Genomic DNA, 21916 nt, shown 5'->3' on the forward strand with positions numbered 1-21916 from the left:
TGTCAAAACCTCAAGGTCGCCATTCCTGGGCCTTTTTCCCGTCGAGCTCACGATCGAGATAATAAGCAGCACTTATCAACGCTAAGTGAGTGAAGGCCTGCGGGAAGTTACCTGACAGATTTGAGCGAGCATCGAACTCCTCGGCGTAAAGGCCGAGATGGTTGGCATAGTCGAGAACCGCTTCGAAAACGCGTCGGGCTTTCACAATGTCGCCAGCTCGCGCCAGACACTCCGCGTACCAGAAAGAACAGGCGGAAAATGCACCTTCCTGTCCATGGAGCCCATCGTCGCTTCGGTAGCGATAAACAAGGCCGTCATCGACGAGTGTCGTGCCGATTGCGTCGAGAGTGGAAAGCCAGCGGGGGTCGGTGGCGCTGACGAACCTTACCAGCGGCATCAACAGTAAGGAAGCGTCAAGGCTTTCGCCGCCCCGCGTCTGCACAAAATGTCCTTTCTGCTCATTCCAGAAATTTTTCCAGATATCCTCGTAGATCAGGTTTCGGGCGTCGATCCATCGGCTGAACGGTGCCGCAAGGGATCGTTTGCTCGCGAGCCTGATTGCCCTGTCGACGGCGACCCAGCACATCAAGCGTGAGTGCAGGAAATGCTGAGGCTCGCGGCGCATCTCCCATATTCCCGCATCCGGTTCTTCCCAATGATCACAAACGTAATTGATGACGTCACGCACACCGTCCCAGGCGTCGTGAGAAATCGCGTGGCCATATTTGTTGCTGAGATAGACCGCGTCCATGAGCTCGCCGTAGATATCAAGCTGGACCTGTTCCGCCGCATCGTTACCGATACGGACCGGACGGGCACCGCCGTAGCCTTGGAGATGTTCAAGGGCGACTTCGTCGGGGACCCTTCCTCCATCGACCGCGTACATGATGTCCAGCTTTCCACTCGCGTGGCACTTCGTCGCCCGCTTGCCGATCCAGGTTGTAAACGACTGGGCCTCCTGCTGATAGCCAAGGCGCATCAGGGCATAGACGGTAAAGGACGCGTCCCGAATCCAGGTCGCGCGATAGTCCCAGTTGCGGGTGCCGCCGGGCGCCTCCGGCAAGCCAAAGGTTCCGGCCGCAACAATCGATCCGTGCCGACGGGATGTCATGAGCTTCAGCGTCAACGCCGAGCGCGTGACCATTTCTCTCCAGCGGCCCCGGTACGATGATTGCCCCGCCCAATCCTGCCAATATTCACTTGTCGCTTTCTCAAGGTGCTGAATTTCGGGGAGCTTAATTGGGTCATCATCGATACCTGCGAGCAGAAAATCAGCAGTTTCGCCAGCTGTCAGGCGAGCGCCGGCACCAACCCCGTCGCTGTTGCTTATAAGAGGCATGTTTGATGTCAGCCGGATGCCATCTACCTTGACTGGCTGCCACACTGCCTCGTTGCCTGTAACATGAGCGATCACGGTTTCCCGCGCGTAGTCAAAGCGCGGGGCGCAGCGCATGGTGAAGTCCACCTCACCACGGGTCACCCTCAGCCTTCTGACGACCATTGTTGGCGTGTCCGAACCGTCATCTTTGACGACCATGAAGTCAGTCAGCTCAGCGCTAGCGTACTTGCCCATCCAGCGTGTCAGCAGCACATTCGTGTCGGGCAGATATTGCTGTACAACCCGTGCATCGGGAATGTCTGGAGCCAGTTCAAAAACACCGCCGCGCTCTGGATCGAGAAGTGCTGCGAAGATTGTTGGGCTGTCGAAATTCGGCCAACACATGAAGTCAATCGTGCCGTCCTTGGCGACGAGCGCCAGAGTTGCGAGGTCGCCAATTATTCCATGATCTGCGACGGGGCGAGGAATTGAATGATCTGTAGTCGCGATACTGCCTGCAGCATGGGCTTCCGATCGAACGGTCATATCACACTCCATTTAATCGCACGTTATGGGAATATCAGGGATCGTGTTTAACTAATTGCCTCATCGTCGCCGCCGGCGAAGCGGTTCACGCTGGACGCAATTCGGATATCAGTCGCTCGAAATAGCAACGCCCTCGAGACGCGGAGCGTAGGCGGCGAGCCTGCGTGATACGAACTCGGTGAACAGTCTCACGCGCTTCGTCTTGCGTGCCTCCCCCTGGGTAAGAAGCCAAACCGTCCCATATAGGTGCAGGTCGGTATCCGGCACCCTTACCAGGAGGGGATCGGTGTCTCCTACGAAACACGGTAGAGTGGTAATGCCAATCCCCTGCCGTACCGCGGCGATTTGGGCCTCGAAGTCGTTGGTTCTGAACGGGGTACCCGTTGCATGAACCTCTCCTCTACTTGTCCAGGCTGGCACGCCATGGCCGCTTATGGCGATCCATCTGGGGCCAGTCCCGCCCGCGCGCCATGCGGCCAGTCGATCGGCGGAGATGTAGAAGCCTCCGAACAATTCCGCTCCCTTCAGTGCATGGAGATTGAGCGGCAGGGTGTTGCGATCGTAGACGACGCGGATCGCCACGTCAGCCTCTCGGTTGGTGAGGTTCGCCAGCTGTCCAGACGATAGGATTTCCATCTCGATGTCTGGATGCAGACGCGCGAACTCGGCGAAGTCGGGCATGAGCAGGTATCCTGCGAGAGGCGACGGCAGTGTGACGCGCAGAAGCCCGCGCACGCTTTGGTCGCGACCCAGGACGCGGGTTTCGAGCTGGTGAGAAGACGCCTCCATCTGCTCAGCGAGCTCCTGAACTTCCTCTCCCGCAGCCGTCAAGCGGTAACCGGAAGGCAGTTTCTCGAACATCTGCGCTCCGAGACGTTTCTCCAATTGAGCGATGCGTCTTAGAACGGTCGAGTGGTTCACCCCAAGACCCGCGGCAGCCGACCGTACCGAGCCTGCACGCACGACGGCAAGGAAATAACGAACATCATCCCAGTCGATCATGGTGCAATCCGGCACCGCTCAAGTGTGCTCCTCAAAATCAGTCTATACAATGTCGTACCTCACAATGCGTGGAACAGACCACATTCCCAGCTCACGATGGCGTTGGACAATACTCCCCGATTGTCGCTTTGCCATCAATGATAGCAGTGGATCGTTTTCGCACCACCGTTGTGCGTACTTTCGAACTGAACTCCCGAATATCGCAAACTTATCTTGAAGTCCTCGGCACGTCCTGAATGACCAAGGGCACGGCCTGGAAAGAGAAGTCGCCGGGAGCTGGAGAGCAATCGTTGCTTCAGCGTCCGCCCAATTGAACGAAGGATGCATGACATGACTAGACTGAATGGGAAGACCGCCGTGATCACCGGCGGCGCTACCGGCATTGGCCTCGCCGCGGCGAAGCGGTTTGTGGAGGAGGGTGCCTTCGTCTTCATCTATGGCCGCCGGCAGGAAGCGCTCGACGCTGCTGTGAGCGAACTCGGACCGAATGCCCGCGCGGTGAAGGGCTCGGTCTCGGATGAGGCCGACCTCGACCAACTCTACGCGGCGGTGAAGGCAGAGCGTGGAACCCTCGATATCGTCTTCGCCAACGCCGGGGCGGGAGGGCCACTTAAGCTCGGCAAGATCACTGCCAAGCACATCGACGAGACTTTCGACACCAATGTGAAGGGTACGATCTTCACGGTCCAAAAGGCGTTACCGCTAATGGCCTCAGGCGGTTCGATCATCCTGACCGGCTCGAGCGCCGGCACCACTGGGGCCTCGGGATTCACCGCCTACAGCGCGAGCAAGGCAGCCGTGCGCAATCTCGTGCGGACCTGGGCAGAGGACCTGAAGGGCACCGGCATCCGGGTCAACGTGCTGTCGCCCGGGGCGACGGCGACCGAACTCGCAAAGGAGGCATTGGGTGAAGAGGGCCAGAAGGCCTACGGCGCGATGACTCCGCTCCAGCGCATGGCCGATCCCGCAGAGATCGGGGCCGTCGCCGCATTTCTCGCGTCGGATGACAGCAGCTTCATGACCGCCAGCGAAGTCGCTGTCGACGGCGGCCTGGCACAGCTCTAACACGTCACACCCTAAGGCCGGGATAAACACCAGGAGAACAGATATGAGCTACGCAATTATCGGCTTCGGCAATATCGGCAAGGCCTTGGCCAAGGCGTTTGCCCGCAACGGCATCGAAGTGTCCGTGGCAACCACGCGCGACCCGGAAAGCTTTGCAGCGGCCGCAGCCGCGATCGGAAAAACGATCATTCCCAAAACGCTGGCGGAAGCGGTCAAGGCGGACACAGTCTTTTTGGCTGTGCGTTTCGAGTCGCTTCCTGATGTCGCCAAGGCGCTTCCCACTTGGCAGGGGAAAACCATCGTCGATGTGAGTAACGCCTACGGCCTGCCCCCCGAGGACCTGGGAGGACAGCCGTCTTCGAGGTTTGTCGCGCAGGCCTTTGGTGGCGCAAAACTGGTCAAGGGCTTCAACCATTTGGTCGCTGCCACCCTTGACCAGGATCCGGCCGTACACGGGGGCAGGAGAGTCGTGTTCTTGGCGAGCGACGATGACGTTGCCGTAGCGGAAATTGGTACGCTGGCGGAAAAGCTCGGTTTCGCACCGATCAAACTTGGCGGGCTATCGGAAGGTGGGCTGCTGGTGCAGGCGCGCGGAAAGAGCTGGGGTCAACTGATCTTCAAGGACCTGGTCAAGTTCGACTGATCGATCGGGATGGCAAGTTTCGATGCGATCCCGCCTTAAGCCCGCAACGTCTCCGTCCAGCTCGGGCACAATCCGACTGACGGAAACCGGAGAGATACGATGAATATCGAAAAGAATGTCCAGATTGTGAAGGATTTCTTCGCAGCGATAGGCAGCTACAATGAGCAAGATCTACTGGCCCTGGTTGCAGACGATGTTGAGTGGATCATTCCGGGCGAGGGTTGGCCGCTGGCCGGCACGCACCGCGGGCACGCAGAACTGGCAGCTGTGCTTCAAAAAGCGTCCGAAGAGGTGGAAATGACATACCCCGAGCCCCCCGAATTCGTGGCGCAGGGGGATCGAGTGATGGTGGTAGACGTCGCGACCGGGAAAATCAAAGCAACGAACAAGCCGTTCAAGGACGATTGGGTTTTCGACATTACCGTTCGAAATGGCAAAGTGACGAAGACCCGGGAGTATATCGACACGCAAGCACTGGCGCGGTCCGCAAAGTCTTAGCCTGAAAATGACGTGAGTCCGCCTGATGACCGGAGCGATCTGTGCGCCGCTTAATGCCGCGCGCGGTGCGGTCGACGCATGGCGCGAAACTACGAAGCCATCAATGTAGGATCGATCCAAGCAATGCAAGTTGATCCACTTCCCAGGATACAGGCGGGCCCCACCTGTCATCGACGTTACCTGGGCGACGGCGGATGGACTCACCTATTCTCCGGCGTCTTGGACCCGAGCGACGGATCTCCAGCTTCGTGCGGGCCGAAGTTGCCTATTTCAAGAACTTCCCAGTCAGCGGCATGCGGGCGCTTGAGGGGAGCCGGCCCGAGAAAAACATCGAAGCCGTGTCGGCGGACCTCGTGTCGCTGCCGAAGGACATGCGACCAGCTGCTCAAGCGGCAAGCCTGGTGGAGAGCCGTAGTGGCAGACACACTCAGGCAGATGCCGCCTGACGCGGAGATCTCTCCGACGACGAGCTGACGGTGCCGGGTTACTTTGGGTCAATGTCGGCTGCGGTCACGGGCGACTTCCCCGCATTCAACACCATCACGCGCCAAATCCTCGGCTGGGAGCCTGTTCAGCCGGCCTGCTCGGCAATCTGGACGACGGCCATTACTCCCTGGCAGCTAAGCTGAGCTCACGACGAGGCCTCGCATCGCGAAGAGCCTCCCGGGCACCGATATCAGGCCGAACAGGTCGTCCCCAGTCATGTCAATACGCGCCGTCCCCTCGGGTCTGCGCACGGAGAAACAGTCGAGTGCAGCTGCGTATGAAGCGTAGAGCGCGGAGCTCAGGTCCGTATGGGCGGCCGCCATCATGGCGATGGCGCCACAGTTTCTTTGGGCGAATGCATCCGTTCGTGAAGGCAGGACAACACCACTTCGTCTGACGAGCCGACGATTCGAGATCCCCAGTCCAATGCGTGAGCGTGTCCAAATTCGATCGCAGCAACGCCTCTAACAGGGCTTCTCGCCTCACAAATTGACGGAACAGCGTGGCCAGCCTGACTTCGGCACGAGTGATGTCTGGCATCGACGCATCGGAGCCATCCCCGGCGGTCCCTTCTCGCGCGACCGAGAGTGTGTGGCTAAATTTTTATTTGTCTTAGCGAGAACAAGGTGCCTTGAAAGCGGACCAGTGGTCCATATATACAGATCGGTGATCCGTTTATGAGCGGATCGACCGCTGGATCGGGCGCAGACGTGCAACAGAGGCACCGCCCGACAACATTTAAGCAAAAGCGAAGGATGCACGATATGACAAGACTGAACGGAAAGATCGCCGTGATTACGGGCGGAAGCAGCGGAATTGGCTTGGGCACAGCCAAGCGTTTCGTGGAAGAAGGTGCGCAGGTCGTGATCTTCGGGCGACGCGAGAAAGTCTTGCAAGAAGCCGCGGACATTATTGGAAGAAACGTAACAACGGTCATGGGCGACGTCGCGCGCCTGGAGGATCTCGACCGGCTCTACGCCACCGTGAAAGAGAAGCATGGCCACATCGACGTTCTCTTCGCCAACGCGGGCGCAGGGACAGTCGCGCCGCTCGCTGCAGCCACGGAGGCCCATTTTGACCAGACCTTCGATGTAAACGTCAAGGGTCTGTTCTTTGCGGTGCAGAAGGCTCTTCCTCTTTTCAAGGACGGCGGTTCGATCATTCTGAACTCGTCGGTTTCGAACGTGAAGGGGTTGCCGGCGTTTAGTGCCTATGCAGCAAGCAAGGCGGCTGTTCGCAGCTTCGCGCGGTCCTGGACCATGGAGTTGCTGGACCGAAAGATCCGCGTCAATACGATGAGCCCTGGCGCGATCGAAACTCCCGCCTTGGCGACAACAACCGGCCTTACCGCCGAGCAGGCCGAAGCGGCCGTTGCCCAGTTTACTTCACAGATCCCGATGGGTCGCAGGGGCAAGCCAGAGGAAATCGCGGCTGCTCTCGTGTTCCTCGCCTCCGATGAAAGCTCCTACATCACCGGTATCGATCTCGCCGTCGATGGCGGTTGGGCGCAGGTCTGATCCCGATTGGTCCCAGGACCGGCTGGCCGCGCCCGCCGGGCCTGGGCCCAATCTTCGCAAGTTTTGATGCGATGCGGCCTGACTTGAGGCAGGAGCCGGTCGCAACGAGCCCAACTCATAAGGAGACTGAATATGAGCACTATCAGCATCATTGGCTCTGGAACCATGGCTACGGCGGTTGCGGGCCGTGTCGCCAATGCCGGGCACACCGTTGAGGTCGTCAACCGCGACGCCGCAAAAGCACGGAAACTGGCGGACAACCTCGCGGGCAAAGCGACCACGGGGACGTATGGCGCTGCACCGGTGGGCGACATCGTCATCCTCGCGGTGCCTTACGGCAGCATGGCCGCGGTGGTGGCCGACTTCGGCGACGCCCTCGGCGGTAAGGTGATCATCGACCTCGCCAACCCGGTAAACGCCGACATGACAGGCCTCGTTACCCCTCCCGGCAGCTCCGGCGCGCAGGAGACCGCAAAAAGCCTTCCCGCAGGCGCTCACGTCGTGAAGGCGTTCAACACGATGTTCGGCCACGTGCTCGCCAAGGGCGGACGCCTCGACGCGTTCATCGCAGCCGATGATGCGCAGGCCAAGGCGCGCGTCTCGACGCTGCTCGAGAAGTCTCGGGCTGCGTCCGTTGGATGTCGGCGGGCTGAACATGGCCCAAACGCTCGAGGCACTTGGCCTGATGATGATCGGCCTCGCCAAAAATGGCGCCGGCTCCTGGGACATCGCCATGAACGTCGAAATCGGCTGAGCTACCGACCCTACGCTTTCGGGTAGATCCACAACGCAACCGACATAAGGAAAATGGAGAAACTTCGATGACGATAGAAGACAACGTCCGGAGTGTTAAGGCATTCTTCGCGGCGATGGGTGAAGGCGATAAGCAAGCCCTGCTCGCGTTGTCTGCCGAAGACATCGAATGGATCGTGCCGGGCGAGGACTGGCCGCTGGCCGGTACCCACCGCGGACATGCCGGATTGGCGAACTTGCTTCAGACGGCTTCGAAAGAGCTGGAAACGTCATTCCCGGTGCCTCCCGAATACTTAGCGCAGGGCGACCGGGTTCTGGTTGTGGGCTTCGCGGAGGGGAAAACAAAGGCCACCGGCAAGGCGTGGAAGGATAACTGGGTCTTCGCCATCACCGTTCGAGATGGCAAGCTGACGAACATTCGTGAGTATATCGATACGCAAGCACTTGCGCGGGCCTCCGAGACGGCCGCGAGCACCAGACCCTGAGCCTCACGATGACGAGGCAGCGGAACCGCTTTGTCGACTGCCTCGCTATCTGCGGCGGTCATGCGGAACTGACGGAGGCGGCCATGCGCAGCGCGCTGTTGCCTGTCTCCACAATCTCCAGCCGCAGTTCGAGACCGGGCGGAGAACGCCGGATGCACCATGCATCGAATCTTGCAGGGATGTAATGCGCTCCCCGATCCGGCTACGCGCTCTTGCTTGCGGCTCCCTTTTGACGATATCGGAAGCTGGCGCCACTAGCGAGACACCGAACAAAATTCGTGCCTCTATACGCCGCCGCTCGCAGTGGCGGGCGCGCGCTCTCGACAACAGTAGTATGTTTATCGTCATTCTGGCGAGATTTGTGCAGCGCGCCTGTCAGCCGCGTTGAAATCCAGGCCTGCACCCGAGGTCAGTCGTTCGACGAGCCATCGAGCGCCAGGGCCCAACCGATCGCTGGTGAGATAGGCACATCCCATTACAAGCCGAGCGACGCGCGGATCGAAGTCTGTCGGCCGGATGATCTTCAACCGTCCGCGCTCGATGTCATCTTCAACCATATGGAAGGGCATGTTGCCCCAGCCGAGGCCGGCCAGCAGCATCGACTGCTTGGCACTAAGGTCTGCCAAGCGCCAGGTTCGCGCGGAAAGGACGCCATAGTCCTGCCCCGCCGTCAGGGCGGAGCGATCGGTCAGCACGAGTTGCACGTGCTGCTGCAGGACACGCGTCTCGATCATTCCTTCGATCGCCGCGAGTGGGTGATCGGGAGCGACGACCGGAACGAGGTCGATGGTCAGCAGCGGAAAGCTCTTGAAGGCGGCCATGTCGCTGGAGAGGAGCGGGAGGAGACCCACTACACAAGTTCCGTCGAGCACCAGTTCCGCTGCCGCGCCGAGCGGCTGTACGTAGACTCGCGGCTGGATGGTTGGAAACGTCATCGTAAAGGCCCGGAGCGCTTCGACGATCGGGGGCACCGGGAACATCGAGTCCATCACGATCGTCAACTCGGCTTCCAGTCCGCTCGCCAGACTTCGCGCGGATTGCTGAAAAGCGTCCGACTCGTCAGCAATACGTCGCGCACGCCAAAGGAGCGTGTGGCCCGCCTCAGTCAGGGTCGGACGGTATGCGATGCGGTCGAACAGCGGCAATCCGATTTGCGCTTCGAGCTTCTGTATCCCGTAGGTCACGGCGGACCGTGCGCGGTTCAACCTCGTCGCCGCTTTCGTGAAGCTTCCTTCGTCAACGACGGCAAGGAAAAGTTGGATTTGATCGAGCGTCAGCGGACCCATGTTCGAAAATATAGTCCGAGTTGATCGAAACTTCGACAGTTTTTTTCACCGCCGCGATGCTCGATCTTACAGGCAACCACAAACTTTCGCTGAATGGAGCTCTAAAATGACCTCACTTCTCGCCATCGACTGCAGCCCTCGATACGAGCACTCGACTTCCCGCAAGCTCACGTCGCTTTTCGTCGAAAAATGGCGAGCAGCGCACCCAGACGGCGAGGTGGTCGAACGCGACCTGATCAAGACCAACCTGCCATTTGTCGATCTTCCATGGATTGGCGGCGCGTTCACGCCCCCGGAGCACCATTCGCCGGAGAGCGCTGCCGCCATCAAGATTTCCAATGATCTGGTTGCCGAACTGCAGGCTGCCGATCGCATCATCATCGGCACGCCGATGTACAATTTCACCATCCCGGCGGTGCTGAAGGCCTACATCGACCATATTGTCCGGGTTGGCGTCACTGTCGTCGATAATGTCGGGCAGCTGACAGGCAAGAAGGCCACCATCATTCTCGCGAGCGGGGGGGATTTCAGTCCGGGCTCACCGTTCGAGGGCTATAATCAAGCCAGCGGCTACCTGCGCCAGGTGCTGGGGTTCATCGGAATTACCGATCTGGACATTATTCTCGCCGGACGGGAACGCGCCGGATTGGTAGGGGAGACGGCGATCGAGGAATTCGGCGACGTGGTTGCCCTGGCCGCCGCCGCTTGAGACATCGTCTTTTCGGGGAGAAACGGTTATGAAAGTTGGTTTCATCGGCGCTGGTCGCATGGCGACGACCATCGGTCGTCATTTGATCGGTGCGGGCCACGAGGTGGTCCTGTCCAGTTCGCGGGGGCCGGAGGCGTTGGCGGGGCTGGTCACCGATCTCGGGTCGGCCGCCAGCGCAGGATCCAAGCAGGAAGCTGCGGAATGCGATGTGGTGATCCTCGCCACGAATTGGGCGGATGCGCCCGAGGCGCTCAAGGGAATCGACTGGAGCGGCCGCATACTCGTCGACGGGACGAACCCTCACATGGGCGAAAAACCGGACATTAGCGCCGCCGGCGTAGCAAGATCGGTCGCCGCATTGGAAGGCCGCACGTCGAGCGAGACAATTGCCGCAATGGCGCCCGGGGCCAGGCTGGTGAAGTCGATCAGCAACATGCCGATGGCTTGGATACAGGATTTCTCGCCACAGAAGCCGAAGACCGTACTGTTCGTGTCAGGAGACGATCGCGATGCCAAGGCACTCGTGGTCGAACTTATCGATTCGACCGGCTTGGTCGCGCTCGACCTCGGCTCTCTCGCGCACGGCGGTGCGATGCAACAGCTCGGCGGCCCTCTATCCGCTGTGGAACTGCACTTCGTTCGACGGATCGTTCGCTAAGCTAAATTTCAGCCGCGTGCACCGTGAGTGCCCGCATTGGCTCCCTTTTGGAAGGATTCAGGATGAACACCCCCGAACCGATGTCTGTTCGAGAACTAGCGCGCATCGACGACCCCCAGTTCGTGTCGGGACAGGTCGCCGGCCATCGCGCGCGCCGCTTGATCGACGCACCGGACGCCTTGTTCGCCGATCCGTTCGTCCTGATGGCCGAGGATTGGTCGCCGCCTGGGCTATTCGGTTTTCATCCACATCGCGGCATCGAGACGGTTACATTTGTCATCGAGGGGGCGATCGAGCATCGCGACAGCGCCGGACATGAAGGGGTGATCCAGGCCGGCGATGCTCAATGGATGACTGCCGGACGAGGCATACGGCATGAGGAAAACCCTCCGGCCGGGACAATTGCTCATACTCTGCAACTCTGGGTCAATTTGCCTGCAGCCGAGAAGATGGCTGATCCACGCTATCAGGATTTGGTGGCGTCCGCCTTGCCGGTCCGCAGCGAGGATGGAGTTGAGGTCAGGGTCTTTTCTGGAGCCTACGGCGGCATGGTCTCGCCCACACTCAACCACCTTCCTGTCACGATGTTCGAGGTGCGGGCCGAAAACAGTATTGCGTTTCGGCACTCGTTTGCAGCGACCGACAATGCCTTTGTGTACGTCCTCGAAGGCGCGGTCGAGATCGGGGCTGCCGGCAACCTTTTGAAGGCCAGCCAGCTTGGCTGGTTGACCCGATCGGAGGAGCCGGGGTCGTCGGAACTTATCATAGCGGCGCGGGGCACTGTCGGCCGCTTCCTGCTTTTCGCCGGCCAGCCCCTTCGCGAGCCGATCGCGTTTGGAGGTCCGTTCGTCATGAACACGCAGGCGGAAATCCAGCAAGCGTTTGCTGACTATCGGGCAGGCCACTTCTAAAGAGCTTAATCGGATCCGCGGATTTGTTCAGTTTGCGCGACACGGAATGGCCCTCGAAAGGATCGGCGACGGTGTTTATCAGCCGAACGAGACCAAGTACCTGATGATCAGCTGGCCCGAAACGTTTCCCCGTGCCTCCTCAACCGGTTCCCGGGCTTCAACGGACTGCTAGACAGATCGAGGCGACCCTCTGGTGACCTATGGAGCGGCGGCCATGACGGAGTTCTTCGACATGCTGAGATATGATGATGGGATATGAATATCACACCGCTAATCGAGGGCGATGCCTCTGCGGCGCTTGTGTATTCGAGCGAGTCGGGTCTGCAAACTGGGTCGGCCACTGCCATTGTGAGAGCTGCCGCCGGGCGACAGCCTGGCCATTTACGACGTGGATCGGGCAGGAGAACAGCTTCTGGAGGTTTCTGGCGGACATGCCCGTCAGCTATCAAAGCAGTGCAGGTAGGACGCGCGGCTTTTGCGGCAAATGTGGCACGCCGATGTTCTATCAAACTGAACAGTCGCCTGACGAGCGACACTTCTATGCCGCGTTACTCGATCATCCGGAAAACGTAGAGCCCAGTACACATTCTCACGTCGACGAGATGCAGCCTTGGGTTCACCTTTCAGATAATCTGCCCAATCTGGGGCGGAAAACGGCGCCGTAATTTGAAACGCCAAAAGGGCTTTGCGATAGCGTCATATCACGCGAGCCGTAGGTCGCAGTCGACTGCGGAAGTCAGTCTCCAAGCCAGCCCGACGCCGGCGCGGCGGGCAATATCGCGCATCGCCGCGTCAACTACCGTGCTCTGCGACGACGTCACGCGTCCGCGAGAAAGTGGTCGTAATTTCTCCTAGCGCCAATTCGATTGTTTCGCCTTGATAAAAGGATCACTGATCCATATATACGGATCAACGGTCCAATAGACTAAGGGCAGGCTTGTAAATCGCAGAAGAAGCGCCGTTCGAGAGCGCAGAAGTCGAAACCAAGGGAAGCACGACCATGAGCGACATCAGCGTCAACGGCTCAAGCGGCATGGCTGCAACAGTCGGCTAGCTGCCGCCGCAGCCGGTCACCTCATCAAGGAGAAATAGCATGCATGTTTTTGTTACAGGCGCGTCCGGTCACGTTGGTTCCTACGTCATCCCAGATTTGATCGCAGCTGGCCACGAGGTGACCGGCCTGGCCCGGTCGGACAAGTCCGCAGGCGCGGTCTCCGCGCTCGGCGCCGAGGTTCGTCGCGGCGATCTTGCCGACCTCGAAGCACTCAAAGCGGCGGCCGCGGAATCGGACGGCGTCATCCATCTCGGTTACAGGGCTGAACTGCTCGGGTCCGGCGGGATCGTCGCGCTGCGCGATTCGGAACTGTCGATTGTGCTCGCGCTCGGTGAAGCGCTGGCGGGCACTGGAAAGCCGCTGGTCGTGGCGGGTAGCATCGCCACGCCGACAAACGTCGGCCGCGCGGGCCGCATAGGCGCACCGGTCAGCCTGGGCCGACCGGCGACCGAGGATGATCCCGCCCTTCCCAGCGGCCCCATGGACGAAGGCACTCTGGTGTCTCGCAACGTCGTGGAGACAGCCGTGGTTGGCCTCGCCGAGCGGGGCGTGCGCTCCTCGGTCGTGCGCACCCCCCTGATCGTGCATAGTTCGACCGGTCGCTTGCAGATGATTAGGCTTGCGAAGGAGAAGGGCTCCGTCGGCTATCCCGGGGAGGGAAAAAATCGTTGGCCCGCCGTGCACGTCCGCGACCTCGCCTTATTGTACCGCTTGGCGCTGGAGAAGGGGCCCGCCGGTAGGACTTGGCACGCGATCGGTGACGAAGGAATCCCATTCCGCGATCTTGCCGAAGCCGTTGCCTCTCGCATGGGCCTGCCCGCGGTAAGCATTCCCGCTGACGAATTGATGGTGCCGGGTTACTTCGCGTCCATGTCGGCTGTAGTCACGGGCGACTTTCCCGCGTCCAACGCCGTTACACGCCAAGTCCTCGGCTGGGAGCCTGTTCAGCCAGGCCTGCTCAGGAATCTGGACAACGGCAATTACTTCCCTGCCAGCTAAGTTAAGCTCACGGCGGACCCTCCCATAGGGACGAGCCGATCACGGACTCTGTTGGCCTCGCGGCTCTGTGCCCCTTTAATGTTCAGGGGCCATTTTGTTCGATGCTCATCACATCTCTCCATGCCTCGCATTGGTTAGTCGGCGACGGCGATTCAGCCGAGACCGATGCCAAGTTGTTGCTGCATTACGGAGTCCACTTTGTAGCAATGAAAGGATGTGACCTTTCCATTTTCGAGGTGAAAAACGTCGCAACTCGAGACATCAATTGTCTTGCCCGTTGGAGCTAGATTTCCAGTGGGAAGGGCAAGCTCACCTTTATGCGTTCCCTGGATGGCAATTTCGACAACGACGGTGTTTTCCGCGACACAGATGCTCAATATCTCACGGTGGACATCAGGAAATGCTTTGACGAAGCCGGCAATAGACTGCCCAAGTGCCTGCCCGCGAAACTCCACGCCGGTCGGCATATCGCGCATATATCCTTCATCGGAAAACATGGAGATAAACTTCTCGGGGTCGGTCCCATATCCCTCCGCCGCTTCGTAGAGTTCTCTGATGACTTTTTCATTGCTAAGCATTGTTGCTCCCTTTCTTCATTGCCGGGCAGCGAGCTTGCCGGGGACGTCGTTTTGCGCTCAGCCGATATCGACGTGCATGGCGAGGTCCCAGGTGCCGGCGCCGTGTTTGGCGAGGCCGATCATCATCAGCCCAAGCGCTTCGAGGGTCTGGGCCATGTCCAGGCCGCCGACATCGAATGGACGAAGCCCCAGGCTCTCGAGGAAGGTCGAAACGCGCTTCTTCGCCTCCGCGTCGTCTGCAGCGATGAACGCGTCGAGGCGTCCACCCTTCGCAAGGACGTGGCCGAAGATGGTGTTGAAGGCCTTCACGACATGCGCGTTGGCGGGGAGGCCCTTGGCGGTCTCCTGCGCACCAGAACTGGCGTGGGGGGTGACGAGGCCCGAGAAGTCGGGGGCAACCGGGTTGGCGATGTCGATGATCACCTTGCCGTCGAGCGCGTCCCCGTACTCGGCCACCACCGCCGCCGCACCGGCGTAGGGCACGGCGAGAATGACGATGTCGCCCCCAGGTGCGGCGCCGTAAGTCCCTGTGGTCGCTCCGGATGCGAGTTGGTCGGCAAGCGTCTGCGCCTTGGCTCGGTCACGGCTGATGAGCTCGACGATGTGTCCAGCCTTTGCGGTACGGCCGGCGATTGCCGCAGCCATTTTTCCTGAACCGATGATGCTGATAGTACTCATATCAAGTCTCCTAAAGCGTTGGTTACGCTGGTCGTATCTAAGCGCGTTAGCCCGCCGGAAAGTAATGCCCGTTGTCCAGGTCTTTAAGGAGGCCAGGCTGTCTGGGTTCCCAGCCGAGGGCCTGGCGCGTGAAGGCATTGGACGCTGGGAGATCGAGCGTGACCAAATTCGCAAGAAACCCGAAGTAGCCCGGGAGCATGAGTACGTCTGAGGGAATGCTCACCGCGGGTAGGCCCAGACGCTTGCCGATGCCCTCGGCGATCTCGCGGAACTGCACACCACCGTCTTCGATCCCGTGCCAACTTTTGCCGGCCGGACCCTTCTCCAGCGCCAGGCGGAACAGAGAGGCAAGATCTTGCGCGTGCACAGCCGGCCAAAGGTTTGCGCCGTCTCCAGGGTAGCCGATGACACCCTTCTCCTTCGCCAGCCCGATCAATAGTGGAACGAAGCCGGCGTTATCGGTCGTGCTGTGCATGACGGGAGGAATCCGTACGACCGAAGACCGCACGCCCCGCTCGGCGAGGCCGACCACGGTGGTCTCCACGACGTTGCGAATTCGCAGGGTACCCTTGTGCTTGTCGTTGGCGGCAAGCGCCGGGTCTTCCTCAGTGGCCGGCCGACCCAGGCCTTCCCATCCTGGTGAGCCAATGCTCGCCGACGCAACCAGTGGCTTTCCGGTGCCAGCGAGCGCCTCGCCGTACGCGAGCATGATCTGGACTTCCGCCGCGGCCACGGCGTCGAGCCCACCGGATGGGAGCAGATCTTGTCTGTGGGCAACGTGGATAACGCCATCCGCCTCCGCTGCCGCAGCCTTGAGGCCTTCTAGGTCGGAAATGTCTCCGCGACGCACCTTGGCGCCGAGCCTGGAAACCGCCTCCTCGGCTTTGTCCGACCGGGCAAGGGCCGTGACTTCATGTCCAGCGCCGATAAGTTCGGAGATGATGTAGGGGCCGGAATGGCCGGTCCCACCAGTGACGAAAACGTGCATGTTGCTGCTCTTTTTTGAATGAGGTGATGCTAGAAGTGGCTCTGCCGGTGGACTCAGCCAGGAAGGTTGACACCGATTGAAAAGTTGCCGTGTTTGACGGAGTGGGTCATGAGACCGAGCCACAGCATGCAGGCGTGCTCCAGCGTCCAGGCCATGAACAGCTTTCCGGCATCCATCGGGCGCAGTCCGAGGCTCTTGATGAATGCCGAGACGCGTGCCTTCGCCTGCGCGTCGTCCCCGGCGATGAACACGTCCAGCTGCCGGCCCTCGACTGGACCGGCGGCCAGGACGCGGGCATTCTGGGTGTTGAACGCCTTGACGATGACCGCATTGGCGGGGGCGACCTTGGCAATCTCCTGCGCCCCGAAACTGTTCTCAGGGGTCAGGAAACCGGTGAAATCGGACTTGATGGGATTGGTGATGTCGATGAGTAGCTTTCCGGCCAGTGCTTCGCCGTATTGCTTCACGACGTCGAGAACCGCGGAGTAGGGAACCGCCAGGATGACCATATCCCCGGCCGGAACGGCGCCGAATCCCGCTGCCGTCGCGCCGGCGCCGAGCCCATCAACTAGCGTCCGCGTCTTTGCGGTGTCACGAGCCGCCACTTCGATCGCGTGTCCGGCTTTGACGGCAAGGCCCGCGATCGCTGCGGCCATGTCGCCTGAGCCGATGATGCTGATAATACTCATGTTCATGTTCCTTGCCGGTTTTCCTGATGACGTCTTGCTTCGTGTCGCGGGCGGTATGTCTGTTGCATTTTACACGCAGGCACTATATCTATCGGATCATCGATCCGTTTATTATCGGACCGCCGATCCGAATATACGGACCGCTGATCCACTTATCAAGGTGCTACATGCGAGCCGACGCAAAAAAAAATTACAGCCACCTCCTCACAGTTGCGCATGATGCCGTCATCGAGCACGGAACCGAGGTGTCCATGCGCGATATTGCCCGCAGGGCCGAGGTCGGATTGGCCACGCTACTCCGCCATTTTCCGACGCGAGAAGCGCTCTTCGAAGCGTTGCTGCGGACGAACCTCGACGCACTGACACGAAGGGCAAGTGAACTCGAAGCGTCGACTCCACCCGCCGAAGCGCTATTGACCTGGTTTCGCGAATGGATCGCATTCGCCCAAAGCCACAGGGGGGTTGTCGCAATGATGGCAAGTGCCCACACGAACCCGGACTCCGCTCTTTATGTTGCATGCGCGGCCCTGCACGCAGCAAGCGCGCGGCTGTTGCTCCGTGCGCAGGCTGAGGGGACGGCGCGCATTGATATGACTGGGGACGACCTATTCGGCCTGATGTCGGCGCTTGGATGGCTCGTCGATCTGCCTTCGTTCGCGCCCAGGGCCGGGCATCTCGTTCACATCGTTGCAAGCGCGATCCTGAAAGATGAGCTTGGCGACGAAGTCGAGAATCAACGCGCCAGATCGGGCCCCGATAATGCGCGTTGAGAGCCTGTCCTTGGCGGCCACTCATCTATGCGATGGAAGATCCTCTGCCAGCGTCCGCAGCAAGCGCCGCACCAATGTTGGGCGAGCAGTAGGCGGCTGGCGATGCTTTCGAGATCGAAGCGTCGGTGAAGAAGATATAGACAGCCACTAGGCTAGTTCTCTGCGCAGGTGATCTTGGCTTCCGAATAGTTGTCTTGCTTGATAAGCCTTGGAATGCAGATTCAAGCATGAATAGCGCGAGACCGATCAAAAGCGGGCTATCGAATTTAAGTAGGACCTCTGCAATGGACACTGTCTGGCTGGAAGACTTTCTCGCTGTTGTTCGGGCAGGTGGGTTTTCGCGCGCCGCAGAGCAACGTGCTATCAGTCAACCGGCTTTCAGCAGGCGGATAAAGTGTCTTGAAGATTGGGTAAATGCCCCGCTATTTGACCGCGGAAAACATTCAGTCGGGCTTACGGCTGCCGGCGAGAGGTTGAAGCCGTTTGCCGAGGAGGTGCTCCGCCAACTTGAGACGGGTCGCCGGGACGCGGCCAGCGCCGCCCAGGCGTCGACGGAAACCCTTCTTTTCGCATCGACTCATGCTCTTTCCATGACGTTCTTCCCACCATGGCTGCGGATGGTCGAAAAAGTAGAGCCATTGATGACATCCGTGCAGTTGACGGCCGACAGCATGGTCGGTTGCGAGCGATTGATGATCGACGGACGCGCGCAGTTTCTCCTCTGTCATCACCATCCCGCTGCGTCCACTCGGCTCACCGCGGATCGTTTTCGTTCGGTCCCGCTGGGGGAAGACGTGATGGTACCGGTTGCAGCCCCCGCCCTTGCAGCGCAAGGTCTCATGAACGATGGACCTTATCTCGCCTACTCGTCAGAATCTGGAATGGGCCGGATTCTGGCGGCATCTTGGGAGGAGAGCGGCAGACGTCCGCCACCGACCCCTGCCTTTTCCTCACATCTGGCGACCGTGCTGGCGATGATGGCGCGCGATGGTCGAGGACTCGTCTGGTCTCCTCTCAGCCTTATTGCTGAAGACATCGCAGCTGGCAGACTTGTCAGGGTCGGCCAACCCGAGGACGAAGTTCGTATTGCGATCCATCTCTTTCGTCCGAGGGCACGCCAGACGCAGGTCGCTGAGCGCTTCTGGCGACGAATTTGGGATGAAGCCGGTCAACGAAAGAACGAGCGAAGCTCGGATAGAACGACCTCGGGGCACTCCTCCTGAAGGGTGTGTCCGCAATCTAGGGCATGCCCGGTCACGTCGACAGCCTTTTCTCGCCACGTGTCCAGAACATCGTAGAGAGCTCCGACTGTGCCTCGAGCTCCCCAAAGCGCAAGAAGAGGAGCGACTACGCGCGTGTCCTTGTCGGCCTCGTCATGAACAAGATCGATGCCGGCGGCGGCGCGGTAGTCTTCGCAGATTGCATGCCTTGTGGCCGGATCGAGGTAGCAGCGGAGATATTCTGCGAAAGCCGCCGCCTCCGTCGCATCGGCAATCTTGTTCTGTCCATCGATATGCTTGCGCAGAAAAAATTCGGGATCGGCTTCGATAAGCCTTTCCGGCAACGGATATGGCTGGATCAGGAAGAACCACCAGAAGTACCGCGTTGCAAATGCCTTGTCGGTTCGCGCGTACATCGTCGCGGTCGGTGCTATATCGAAGAGGGCGATCTTGGCGACCGCATTGGGAAAATCGAGTGCCATGCGATGGGCAACGCGGCCACCGCGGTCATGACCGACCACGAAAAATCGCTCGTGCCCGAGGGCTCGCATAAGAGCAACGGGGTCCTTCGCCATCTCTCGCTTGGAATAGTTGACGTGGTCCGCTTCGCCAGCCGGCTTGCTGCTGTCGCCGTAGCCGCGCAAATCCGGGGCGATGACGGTGAACGTCTCGGCCAAGGCCGGCGCGATCTTGCGCCAGGTGACATGCGTCTGCGGATGGCCGTGGAGAAGGAGAAGGGGTGGCCCACTGCCTGCGGATGCATACCGGATTCGGATGTTCCCGGCATATTCGAAGTCGCTGAGTTCGAAACCGCGAAGAAAATTCGACGATCCTCTTGCCGTGAAGCTCGATGCGGACCCTGTCATCAGACCAACCATGGATTTTCCTGTAGACGCTTGTTTTGGAACGCAAGGATTTCATCGCGAAAAGTAAGTGTTTGGCCGATTGCGTCTAGCCCCTTCGTCAAAGCGTTCTTCAGCATTGGATCGATATCGAACGGCAGATTCAGTCCGGCGCCGATGATGCTTTGATCCTCAAGATCGATGGTCAGCATGCTGGCCTCCGATGAAGAGACCGCTTGCATCACTCTATCCATCCTGTCTTCCGGCATCGAGATCGCCAGCAATCCGTTGCGGGCACAGTTGTCAAAGAAAATACCGGCGAACGTCGTCCCGATAAGAGCGCGAACGCCATATTGCATCAAGCCCCAAACAGCGTGCTCGCGGCTCGAGCCGCAGCCAAAATTCGGGCCGACGGCGAGGAACGCAGAGTCTCTCCATTCGGGTTTGTTGAGGATGAAGTCTGGGCGTTCGGCGCCATCGTGGTCAAATCGCAAATCGTGAAACAGTCCCTCCTTCAAGCCACTGCGATCCACGCCTTTGAGGAATTGCTTAGGCATGATGACATCGGTGTCGACATTTGCTGCAGGAAGTGGCGCGACCGTCCCGCTGACACTCACAAACGCTTGCATCAGTTCGCCTCCACAAATTGACGTGTATCGGCCAAATGACCTGCGATCGCGGACGCCGCAACCATGGCCGGGCTCATCAGATGCGTGCGCCCCCCGGCGCCCTGGCGCCCTTCGAAATTGCGATTTGTGCTTGAAGCGCAACGCTCGCCGCTCGCAAGGATATCATCGTTCATTGCAAGGCACATTGAGCAACCCGACTGTCGCCACTCGAAACCAGCCGACGTGAAGATGCGGTCGAGCCCCTCTGCCTCGGCCTGGCGTCTGACGGAACTGGAGCCGGGAACCACCATTGCCTTCACGCCAGCAGCAATCTTGCGGCCGTCGAGGATGTGTGCGGCATCGCGAAGATCCTCGATCCGAGCGTTCGTACAGGAGCCGATGAAGGCACGTTCGATAGTGATGGTGTCGATGCGCTGGCCGGCTCGAAGGCCCATGTAAGCGAGCGCACGCTCCATGTCCCGACGGCGGTCGGGATCAGACTCCATGCCAGGATCGGGCACGTTCTGAGTAATTCTCACGGCTTGGTCCGGGCTGGTTCCCCAGGTCACCATCGGTGCGATGTCTGCTGCAGAAAGTGTGACCTCCTTATTAAAGATCGCTTCCTCATCGCTTCTCAACGCCTGCCACGCCTCGATCGCCGCATCCCAAAGAGCGCCCTTCGGAGCGCGGGCCTTCCCGGCGAGATAGGCGACGACCTTTTCGTCAGGCGCGACAAGCGCTCCACGAGCGCCGCATTCGACAGCCATGTTGCACATGGTCATGCGCGCTTCGACACTCAGGCTGCGAACGACCGACCCCTGAAACTCGATTGCGTAACCTGTGGCGCCGGAAGCTCCGATCGCCTCGATCAGAGCCATGACGATATCCTTCGAGCGAACGCCTGGTGCGAGTTCTCCCTCCACTGTGACGCGCATGGTCTTCAAACGCTTGTAGACCAGAGTCTGGGTAGCGAGGTAGTGTTCGATGTCGGATGTGCCTATTCCGAAGCCAAGCGCACCGAGTGCGCCGTAGGTGGTCGTATGACTGTCGCCGGCGGCGATGATCATGCCCGGCATGACTAGCCCGATTTCCGGCATCACGACGTGCTCGATCCCTTGAAGCGGGTGGAGAACGTCGAAAAGCTCGATACCGAAATCTCTGCAATTTTCCGCGAAGTACCCTGCTTGCCTCGCCGCGCCGGCATCCGCCATCTTATCCGTGCGGAGCGCGGCGGTTGGATTGACATGATCCACCGTGCCCAACGCCGCCTCCGGACGCCAGACTGGCCGACCCGCCTCCCGCAACCCGGTAAACGCCTGGGGCGAGGTATATTCGTTGAGGACAGTGCGATCGATATAGAGCAGAAGCTGATCGCTCTGTTCGTCAAGTGAGCGGACATGATGACTATCGACAAGTTTGTCGTAGAGCGTACGTGGCTTGGTCACCTTCTTGGCCTCCGGCATTGGTTTTGCGAGGAATTATAGAGGCCGCCTCCCGAAAGCGTTCATGCAATAATCGGATGAAATCATCGGCTAATCCTGTTGGCCGCGAAGAACCCTTGGGCGCTAAGCTTCGCGAATACCTATTCCGCACCGGTGGGTAGGCTAAGGGAG

The 21916-nt window shown here is 59.8% G+C and carries 24 protein-coding genes; 14 read left to right on the forward strand and 10 right to left on the reverse strand.

The genetic code is table 11. The features are described 5' to 3' along the window. Window positions 1-10 precede the first annotated feature (10 nt). Both ACR9ZQ_RS04965 and ACR9ZQ_RS04970 read right to left on the reverse strand, forming a co-directional pair. A complete protein-coding gene (locus ACR9ZQ_RS04965; RefSeq protein WP_481427076.1) occupies window positions 11-1864 on the reverse strand; it encodes a glycoside hydrolase family 15 protein in 1854 nt (617 codons plus the stop codon). Window positions 1865-1972: 108 nt separating this feature from the next. Next, window positions 1973-2866: a LysR family transcriptional regulator gene (locus ACR9ZQ_RS04970; RefSeq protein ID WP_481427077.1), complete on the reverse strand. Its 894-nt coding sequence runs from the start codon at window positions 2864-2866 to the stop codon at window positions 1973-1975. Window positions 2867-3196: 330 nt separating this feature from the next. Between ACR9ZQ_RS04970 and ACR9ZQ_RS04975 the strand changes: the two genes are divergently transcribed. The 7 genes from ACR9ZQ_RS04975 to ACR9ZQ_RS05005 all read left to right on the forward strand — a co-directional run bounded on the left by ACR9ZQ_RS04975 (window position 3197) and on the right by ACR9ZQ_RS05005 (window position 8313). After that, window positions 3197-3931, forward strand: a complete 735-nt coding sequence (locus ACR9ZQ_RS04975) for an SDR family NAD(P)-dependent oxidoreductase (protein WP_481427078.1) — start codon at window positions 3197-3199, stop codon at window positions 3929-3931. Window positions 3932-3953: 22 nt separating this feature from the next. Continuing rightward, window positions 3954-4574 (forward strand): NADPH-dependent F420 reductase, encoded by a 621-nt coding sequence (locus ACR9ZQ_RS04980; RefSeq protein WP_481427282.1) that lies wholly within the window; start codon window positions 3954-3956, stop codon window positions 4572-4574. Between the two features lie 99 nt (window positions 4575-4673). After that, a complete protein-coding gene (locus ACR9ZQ_RS04985; RefSeq protein ID WP_481427079.1) occupies window positions 4674-5072 on the forward strand; it encodes a nuclear transport factor 2 family protein in 399 nt (132 codons plus the stop codon). Window positions 5073-5266: 194 nt separating this feature from the next. Then, window positions 5267-5518: a hypothetical protein gene (locus ACR9ZQ_RS04990; protein ID WP_481427080.1), complete on the forward strand. Its 252-nt coding sequence runs from the start codon at window positions 5267-5269 to the stop codon at window positions 5516-5518. An 804-nt stretch (window positions 5519-6322) separates the two neighbouring features. Further along, window positions 6323-7075 carry an SDR family NAD(P)-dependent oxidoreductase gene (locus ACR9ZQ_RS04995; protein ID WP_481427081.1) on the forward strand — a complete coding sequence of 251 codons (753 nt, stop codon included), beginning with the start codon at window positions 6323-6325 and terminating at the stop codon, window positions 7073-7075. Between the two features lie 126 nt (window positions 7076-7201). Next, window positions 7202-7855: an NADPH-dependent F420 reductase gene (locus ACR9ZQ_RS05000; RefSeq protein WP_481427283.1), complete on the forward strand. Its 654-nt coding sequence runs from the start codon at window positions 7202-7204 to the stop codon at window positions 7853-7855. A gap of 41 nt (window positions 7856-7896) precedes the next feature. Then, complete coding sequence (locus ACR9ZQ_RS05005) at window positions 7897-8313, forward strand: nuclear transport factor 2 family protein (protein WP_481427082.1); 417 nt, start codon at window positions 7897-7899, stop codon at window positions 8311-8313. A gap of 344 nt (window positions 8314-8657) precedes the next feature. On the opposite strand, the gene ACR9ZQ_RS05010 is transcribed toward ACR9ZQ_RS05005, so the two are convergent. Further along, window positions 8658-9599: a LysR family transcriptional regulator gene (locus tag ACR9ZQ_RS05010; protein ID WP_481427083.1), complete on the reverse strand. Its 942-nt coding sequence runs from the start codon at window positions 9597-9599 to the stop codon at window positions 8658-8660. Between the two features lie 106 nt (window positions 9600-9705). Here ACR9ZQ_RS05010 and ACR9ZQ_RS05015 point away from each other — a divergent pair, with 106 nt between their 5' ends. From ACR9ZQ_RS05015 to ACR9ZQ_RS05035, 5 genes are all read left to right on the forward strand, one after another. Continuing rightward, on the forward strand, window positions 9706-10308 hold the full coding sequence (locus ACR9ZQ_RS05015; protein WP_113325478.1) for an NAD(P)H-dependent oxidoreductase: 603 nt from the start codon (window positions 9706-9708) through the stop codon (window positions 10306-10308). 28 nt (window positions 10309-10336) lie between these two features. Further along, entirely contained in the window at window positions 10337-10966 is a 630-nt protein-coding gene (locus ACR9ZQ_RS05020; protein ID WP_113325473.1) for an NAD(P)-binding domain-containing protein, read from the forward strand. Window positions 10967-11028: 62 nt separating this feature from the next. Beyond that, entirely contained in the window at window positions 11029-11877 is an 849-nt protein-coding gene (locus tag ACR9ZQ_RS05025) for a pirin family protein (protein WP_481427084.1), read from the forward strand. A 248-nt stretch (window positions 11878-12125) separates the two neighbouring features. Beyond that, complete coding sequence (locus ACR9ZQ_RS05030; protein ID WP_481427284.1) at window positions 12126-12542, forward strand: GFA family protein; 417 nt, start codon at window positions 12126-12128, stop codon at window positions 12540-12542. A 428-nt stretch (window positions 12543-12970) separates the two neighbouring features. Then, window positions 12971-13930, forward strand: coding sequence for an SDR family oxidoreductase (locus tag ACR9ZQ_RS05035; RefSeq protein WP_481427085.1), 960 nt, complete (start codon window positions 12971-12973; stop codon window positions 13928-13930). A 152-nt stretch (window positions 13931-14082) separates the two neighbouring features. Here the strand turns inward: ACR9ZQ_RS05035 and ACR9ZQ_RS05040 are convergent, their stop codons facing one another. Genes ACR9ZQ_RS05040 through ACR9ZQ_RS05055 form a run of 4 tightly spaced genes read right to left on the reverse strand, consistent with a single transcriptional unit; the run spans window position 14083 to window position 16863 of the window. After that, complete coding sequence (locus tag ACR9ZQ_RS05040; RefSeq protein WP_481427086.1) at window positions 14083-14508, reverse strand: ester cyclase; 426 nt, start codon at window positions 14506-14508, stop codon at window positions 14083-14085. 57 nt (window positions 14509-14565) lie between these two features. After that, complete coding sequence (locus tag ACR9ZQ_RS05045; RefSeq protein ID WP_481427087.1) at window positions 14566-15324, reverse strand: NADPH-dependent F420 reductase; 759 nt, start codon at window positions 15322-15324, stop codon at window positions 14566-14568. After that, window positions 15233-16174: an SDR family oxidoreductase gene (locus ACR9ZQ_RS05050; RefSeq protein ID WP_481427088.1), complete on the reverse strand. Its 942-nt coding sequence runs from the start codon at window positions 16172-16174 to the stop codon at window positions 15233-15235. The genes ACR9ZQ_RS05045 and ACR9ZQ_RS05050 overlap by 92 nt, the downstream gene beginning before the upstream one ends. 53 nt (window positions 16175-16227) lie before the next feature. Further along, window positions 16228-16863, reverse strand: a complete 636-nt coding sequence (locus ACR9ZQ_RS05055; protein WP_113319487.1) for an NADPH-dependent F420 reductase — start codon at window positions 16861-16863, stop codon at window positions 16228-16230. Between the two features lie 62 nt (window positions 16864-16925). Here ACR9ZQ_RS05055 and ACR9ZQ_RS05060 point away from each other — a divergent pair, with 62 nt between their 5' ends. Both ACR9ZQ_RS05060 and ACR9ZQ_RS05065 read left to right on the forward strand, forming a co-directional pair. Continuing rightward, complete coding sequence (locus ACR9ZQ_RS05060; RefSeq protein ID WP_481427089.1) at window positions 16926-17633, forward strand: TetR/AcrR family transcriptional regulator; 708 nt, start codon at window positions 16926-16928, stop codon at window positions 17631-17633. Between the two features lie 284 nt (window positions 17634-17917). Further along, a complete protein-coding gene (locus ACR9ZQ_RS05065; RefSeq protein ID WP_481427090.1) occupies window positions 17918-18856 on the forward strand; it encodes a LysR family transcriptional regulator in 939 nt (312 codons plus the stop codon). Here ACR9ZQ_RS05065 and ACR9ZQ_RS05070 read toward each other — a convergent pair. The 3 genes from ACR9ZQ_RS05070 to leuC are packed head-to-tail and all read right to left on the reverse strand — an operon-like array spanning window position 18802 to window position 21766. Next, on the reverse strand, window positions 18802-19731 hold the full coding sequence (locus tag ACR9ZQ_RS05070; RefSeq protein ID WP_481427091.1) for an alpha/beta fold hydrolase: 930 nt from the start codon (window positions 19729-19731) through the stop codon (window positions 18802-18804). The two genes, ACR9ZQ_RS05065 and ACR9ZQ_RS05070, sit on opposite strands and share 55 nt — an antisense overlap. Next, window positions 19719-20324 carry a 3-isopropylmalate dehydratase small subunit gene (gene leuD / locus ACR9ZQ_RS05075; protein ID WP_113319404.1) on the reverse strand — a complete coding sequence of 202 codons (606 nt, stop codon included), beginning with the start codon at window positions 20322-20324 and terminating at the stop codon, window positions 19719-19721. The genes ACR9ZQ_RS05070 and leuD overlap by 13 nt, the downstream gene beginning before the upstream one ends. Further along, window positions 20324-21766 carry a 3-isopropylmalate dehydratase large subunit gene (leuC, locus tag ACR9ZQ_RS05080; protein WP_481427092.1) on the reverse strand — a complete coding sequence of 481 codons (1443 nt, stop codon included), beginning with the start codon at window positions 21764-21766 and terminating at the stop codon, window positions 20324-20326. The genes leuD and leuC overlap by 1 nt, the downstream gene beginning before the upstream one ends. Window positions 21767-21916 lie beyond the last annotated feature (150 nt).

This window comes from Rhizobium sp. KNZ14-9A, from assembly GCF_056755015.1.

Coding starts and splice junctions, on each gene's coding strand:
- ACR9ZQ_RS04975 (WP_481427078.1), top strand. CDS start 3,197: ATGACTAGACTGAATGGGAAGACCGCCGTGATCACCGGCGGCGCTACC.
- ACR9ZQ_RS05020 (WP_113325473.1), top strand. CDS start 10,337: ATGAAAGTTGGTTTCATCGGCGCTGGTCGCATGGCGACGACCATCGGT.
- ACR9ZQ_RS05005 (WP_481427082.1), top strand. CDS start 7,897: ATGACGATAGAAGACAACGTCCGGAGTGTTAAGGCATTCTTCGCGGCG.
- ACR9ZQ_RS05035 (WP_481427085.1), top strand. CDS start 12,971: ATGCATGTTTTTGTTACAGGCGCGTCCGGTCACGTTGGTTCCTACGTC.
- ACR9ZQ_RS05025 (WP_481427084.1), top strand. CDS start 11,029: ATGAACACCCCCGAACCGATGTCTGTTCGAGAACTAGCGCGCATCGAC.
- ACR9ZQ_RS04970 (WP_481427077.1), bottom strand. CDS start 2,866: ATGATCGACTGGGATGATGTTCGTTATTTCCTTGCCGTCGTGCGTGCA.
- ACR9ZQ_RS04995 (WP_481427081.1), top strand. CDS start 6,323: ATGACAAGACTGAACGGAAAGATCGCCGTGATTACGGGCGGAAGCAGC.
- ACR9ZQ_RS05040 (WP_481427086.1), bottom strand. CDS start 14,508: ATGCTTAGCAATGAAAAAGTCATCAGAGAACTCTACGAAGCGGCGGAG.
- ACR9ZQ_RS05065 (WP_481427090.1), top strand. CDS start 17,918: ATGGACACTGTCTGGCTGGAAGACTTTCTCGCTGTTGTTCGGGCAGGT.
- leuC (WP_481427092.1), bottom strand. CDS start 21,766: ATGCCGGAGGCCAAGAAGGTGACCAAGCCACGTACGCTCTACGACAAA.
- ACR9ZQ_RS05050 (WP_481427088.1), bottom strand. CDS start 16,174: ATGCACGTTTTCGTCACTGGTGGGACCGGCCATTCCGGCCCCTACATC.
- ACR9ZQ_RS05045 (WP_481427087.1), bottom strand. CDS start 15,324: ATGCCTTCACGCGCCAGGCCCTCGGCTGGGAACCCAGACAGCCTGGCC.
- ACR9ZQ_RS05070 (WP_481427091.1), bottom strand. CDS start 19,731: ATGGTTGGTCTGATGACAGGGTCCGCATCGAGCTTCACGGCAAGAGGA.
- leuD (WP_113319404.1), bottom strand. CDS start 20,324: ATGCAAGCGTTTGTGAGTGTCAGCGGGACGGTCGCGCCACTTCCTGCA.
- ACR9ZQ_RS04965 (WP_481427076.1), bottom strand. CDS start 1,864: ATGACCGTTCGATCGGAAGCCCATGCTGCAGGCAGTATCGCGACTACA.
- ACR9ZQ_RS04985 (WP_481427079.1), top strand. CDS start 4,674: ATGAATATCGAAAAGAATGTCCAGATTGTGAAGGATTTCTTCGCAGCG.
- ACR9ZQ_RS05030 (WP_481427284.1), top strand. CDS start 12,126: ATGGGATATGAATATCACACCGCTAATCGAGGGCGATGCCTCTGCGGC.
- ACR9ZQ_RS05055 (WP_113319487.1), bottom strand. CDS start 16,863: ATGAGTATTATCAGCATCATCGGCTCAGGCGACATGGCCGCAGCGATC.
- ACR9ZQ_RS04990 (WP_481427080.1), top strand. CDS start 5,267: ATGGACTCACCTATTCTCCGGCGTCTTGGACCCGAGCGACGGATCTCC.
- ACR9ZQ_RS05010 (WP_481427083.1), bottom strand. CDS start 9,599: ATGGGTCCGCTGACGCTCGATCAAATCCAACTTTTCCTTGCCGTCGTT.
- ACR9ZQ_RS05015 (WP_113325478.1), top strand. CDS start 9,706: ATGACCTCACTTCTCGCCATCGACTGCAGCCCTCGATACGAGCACTCG.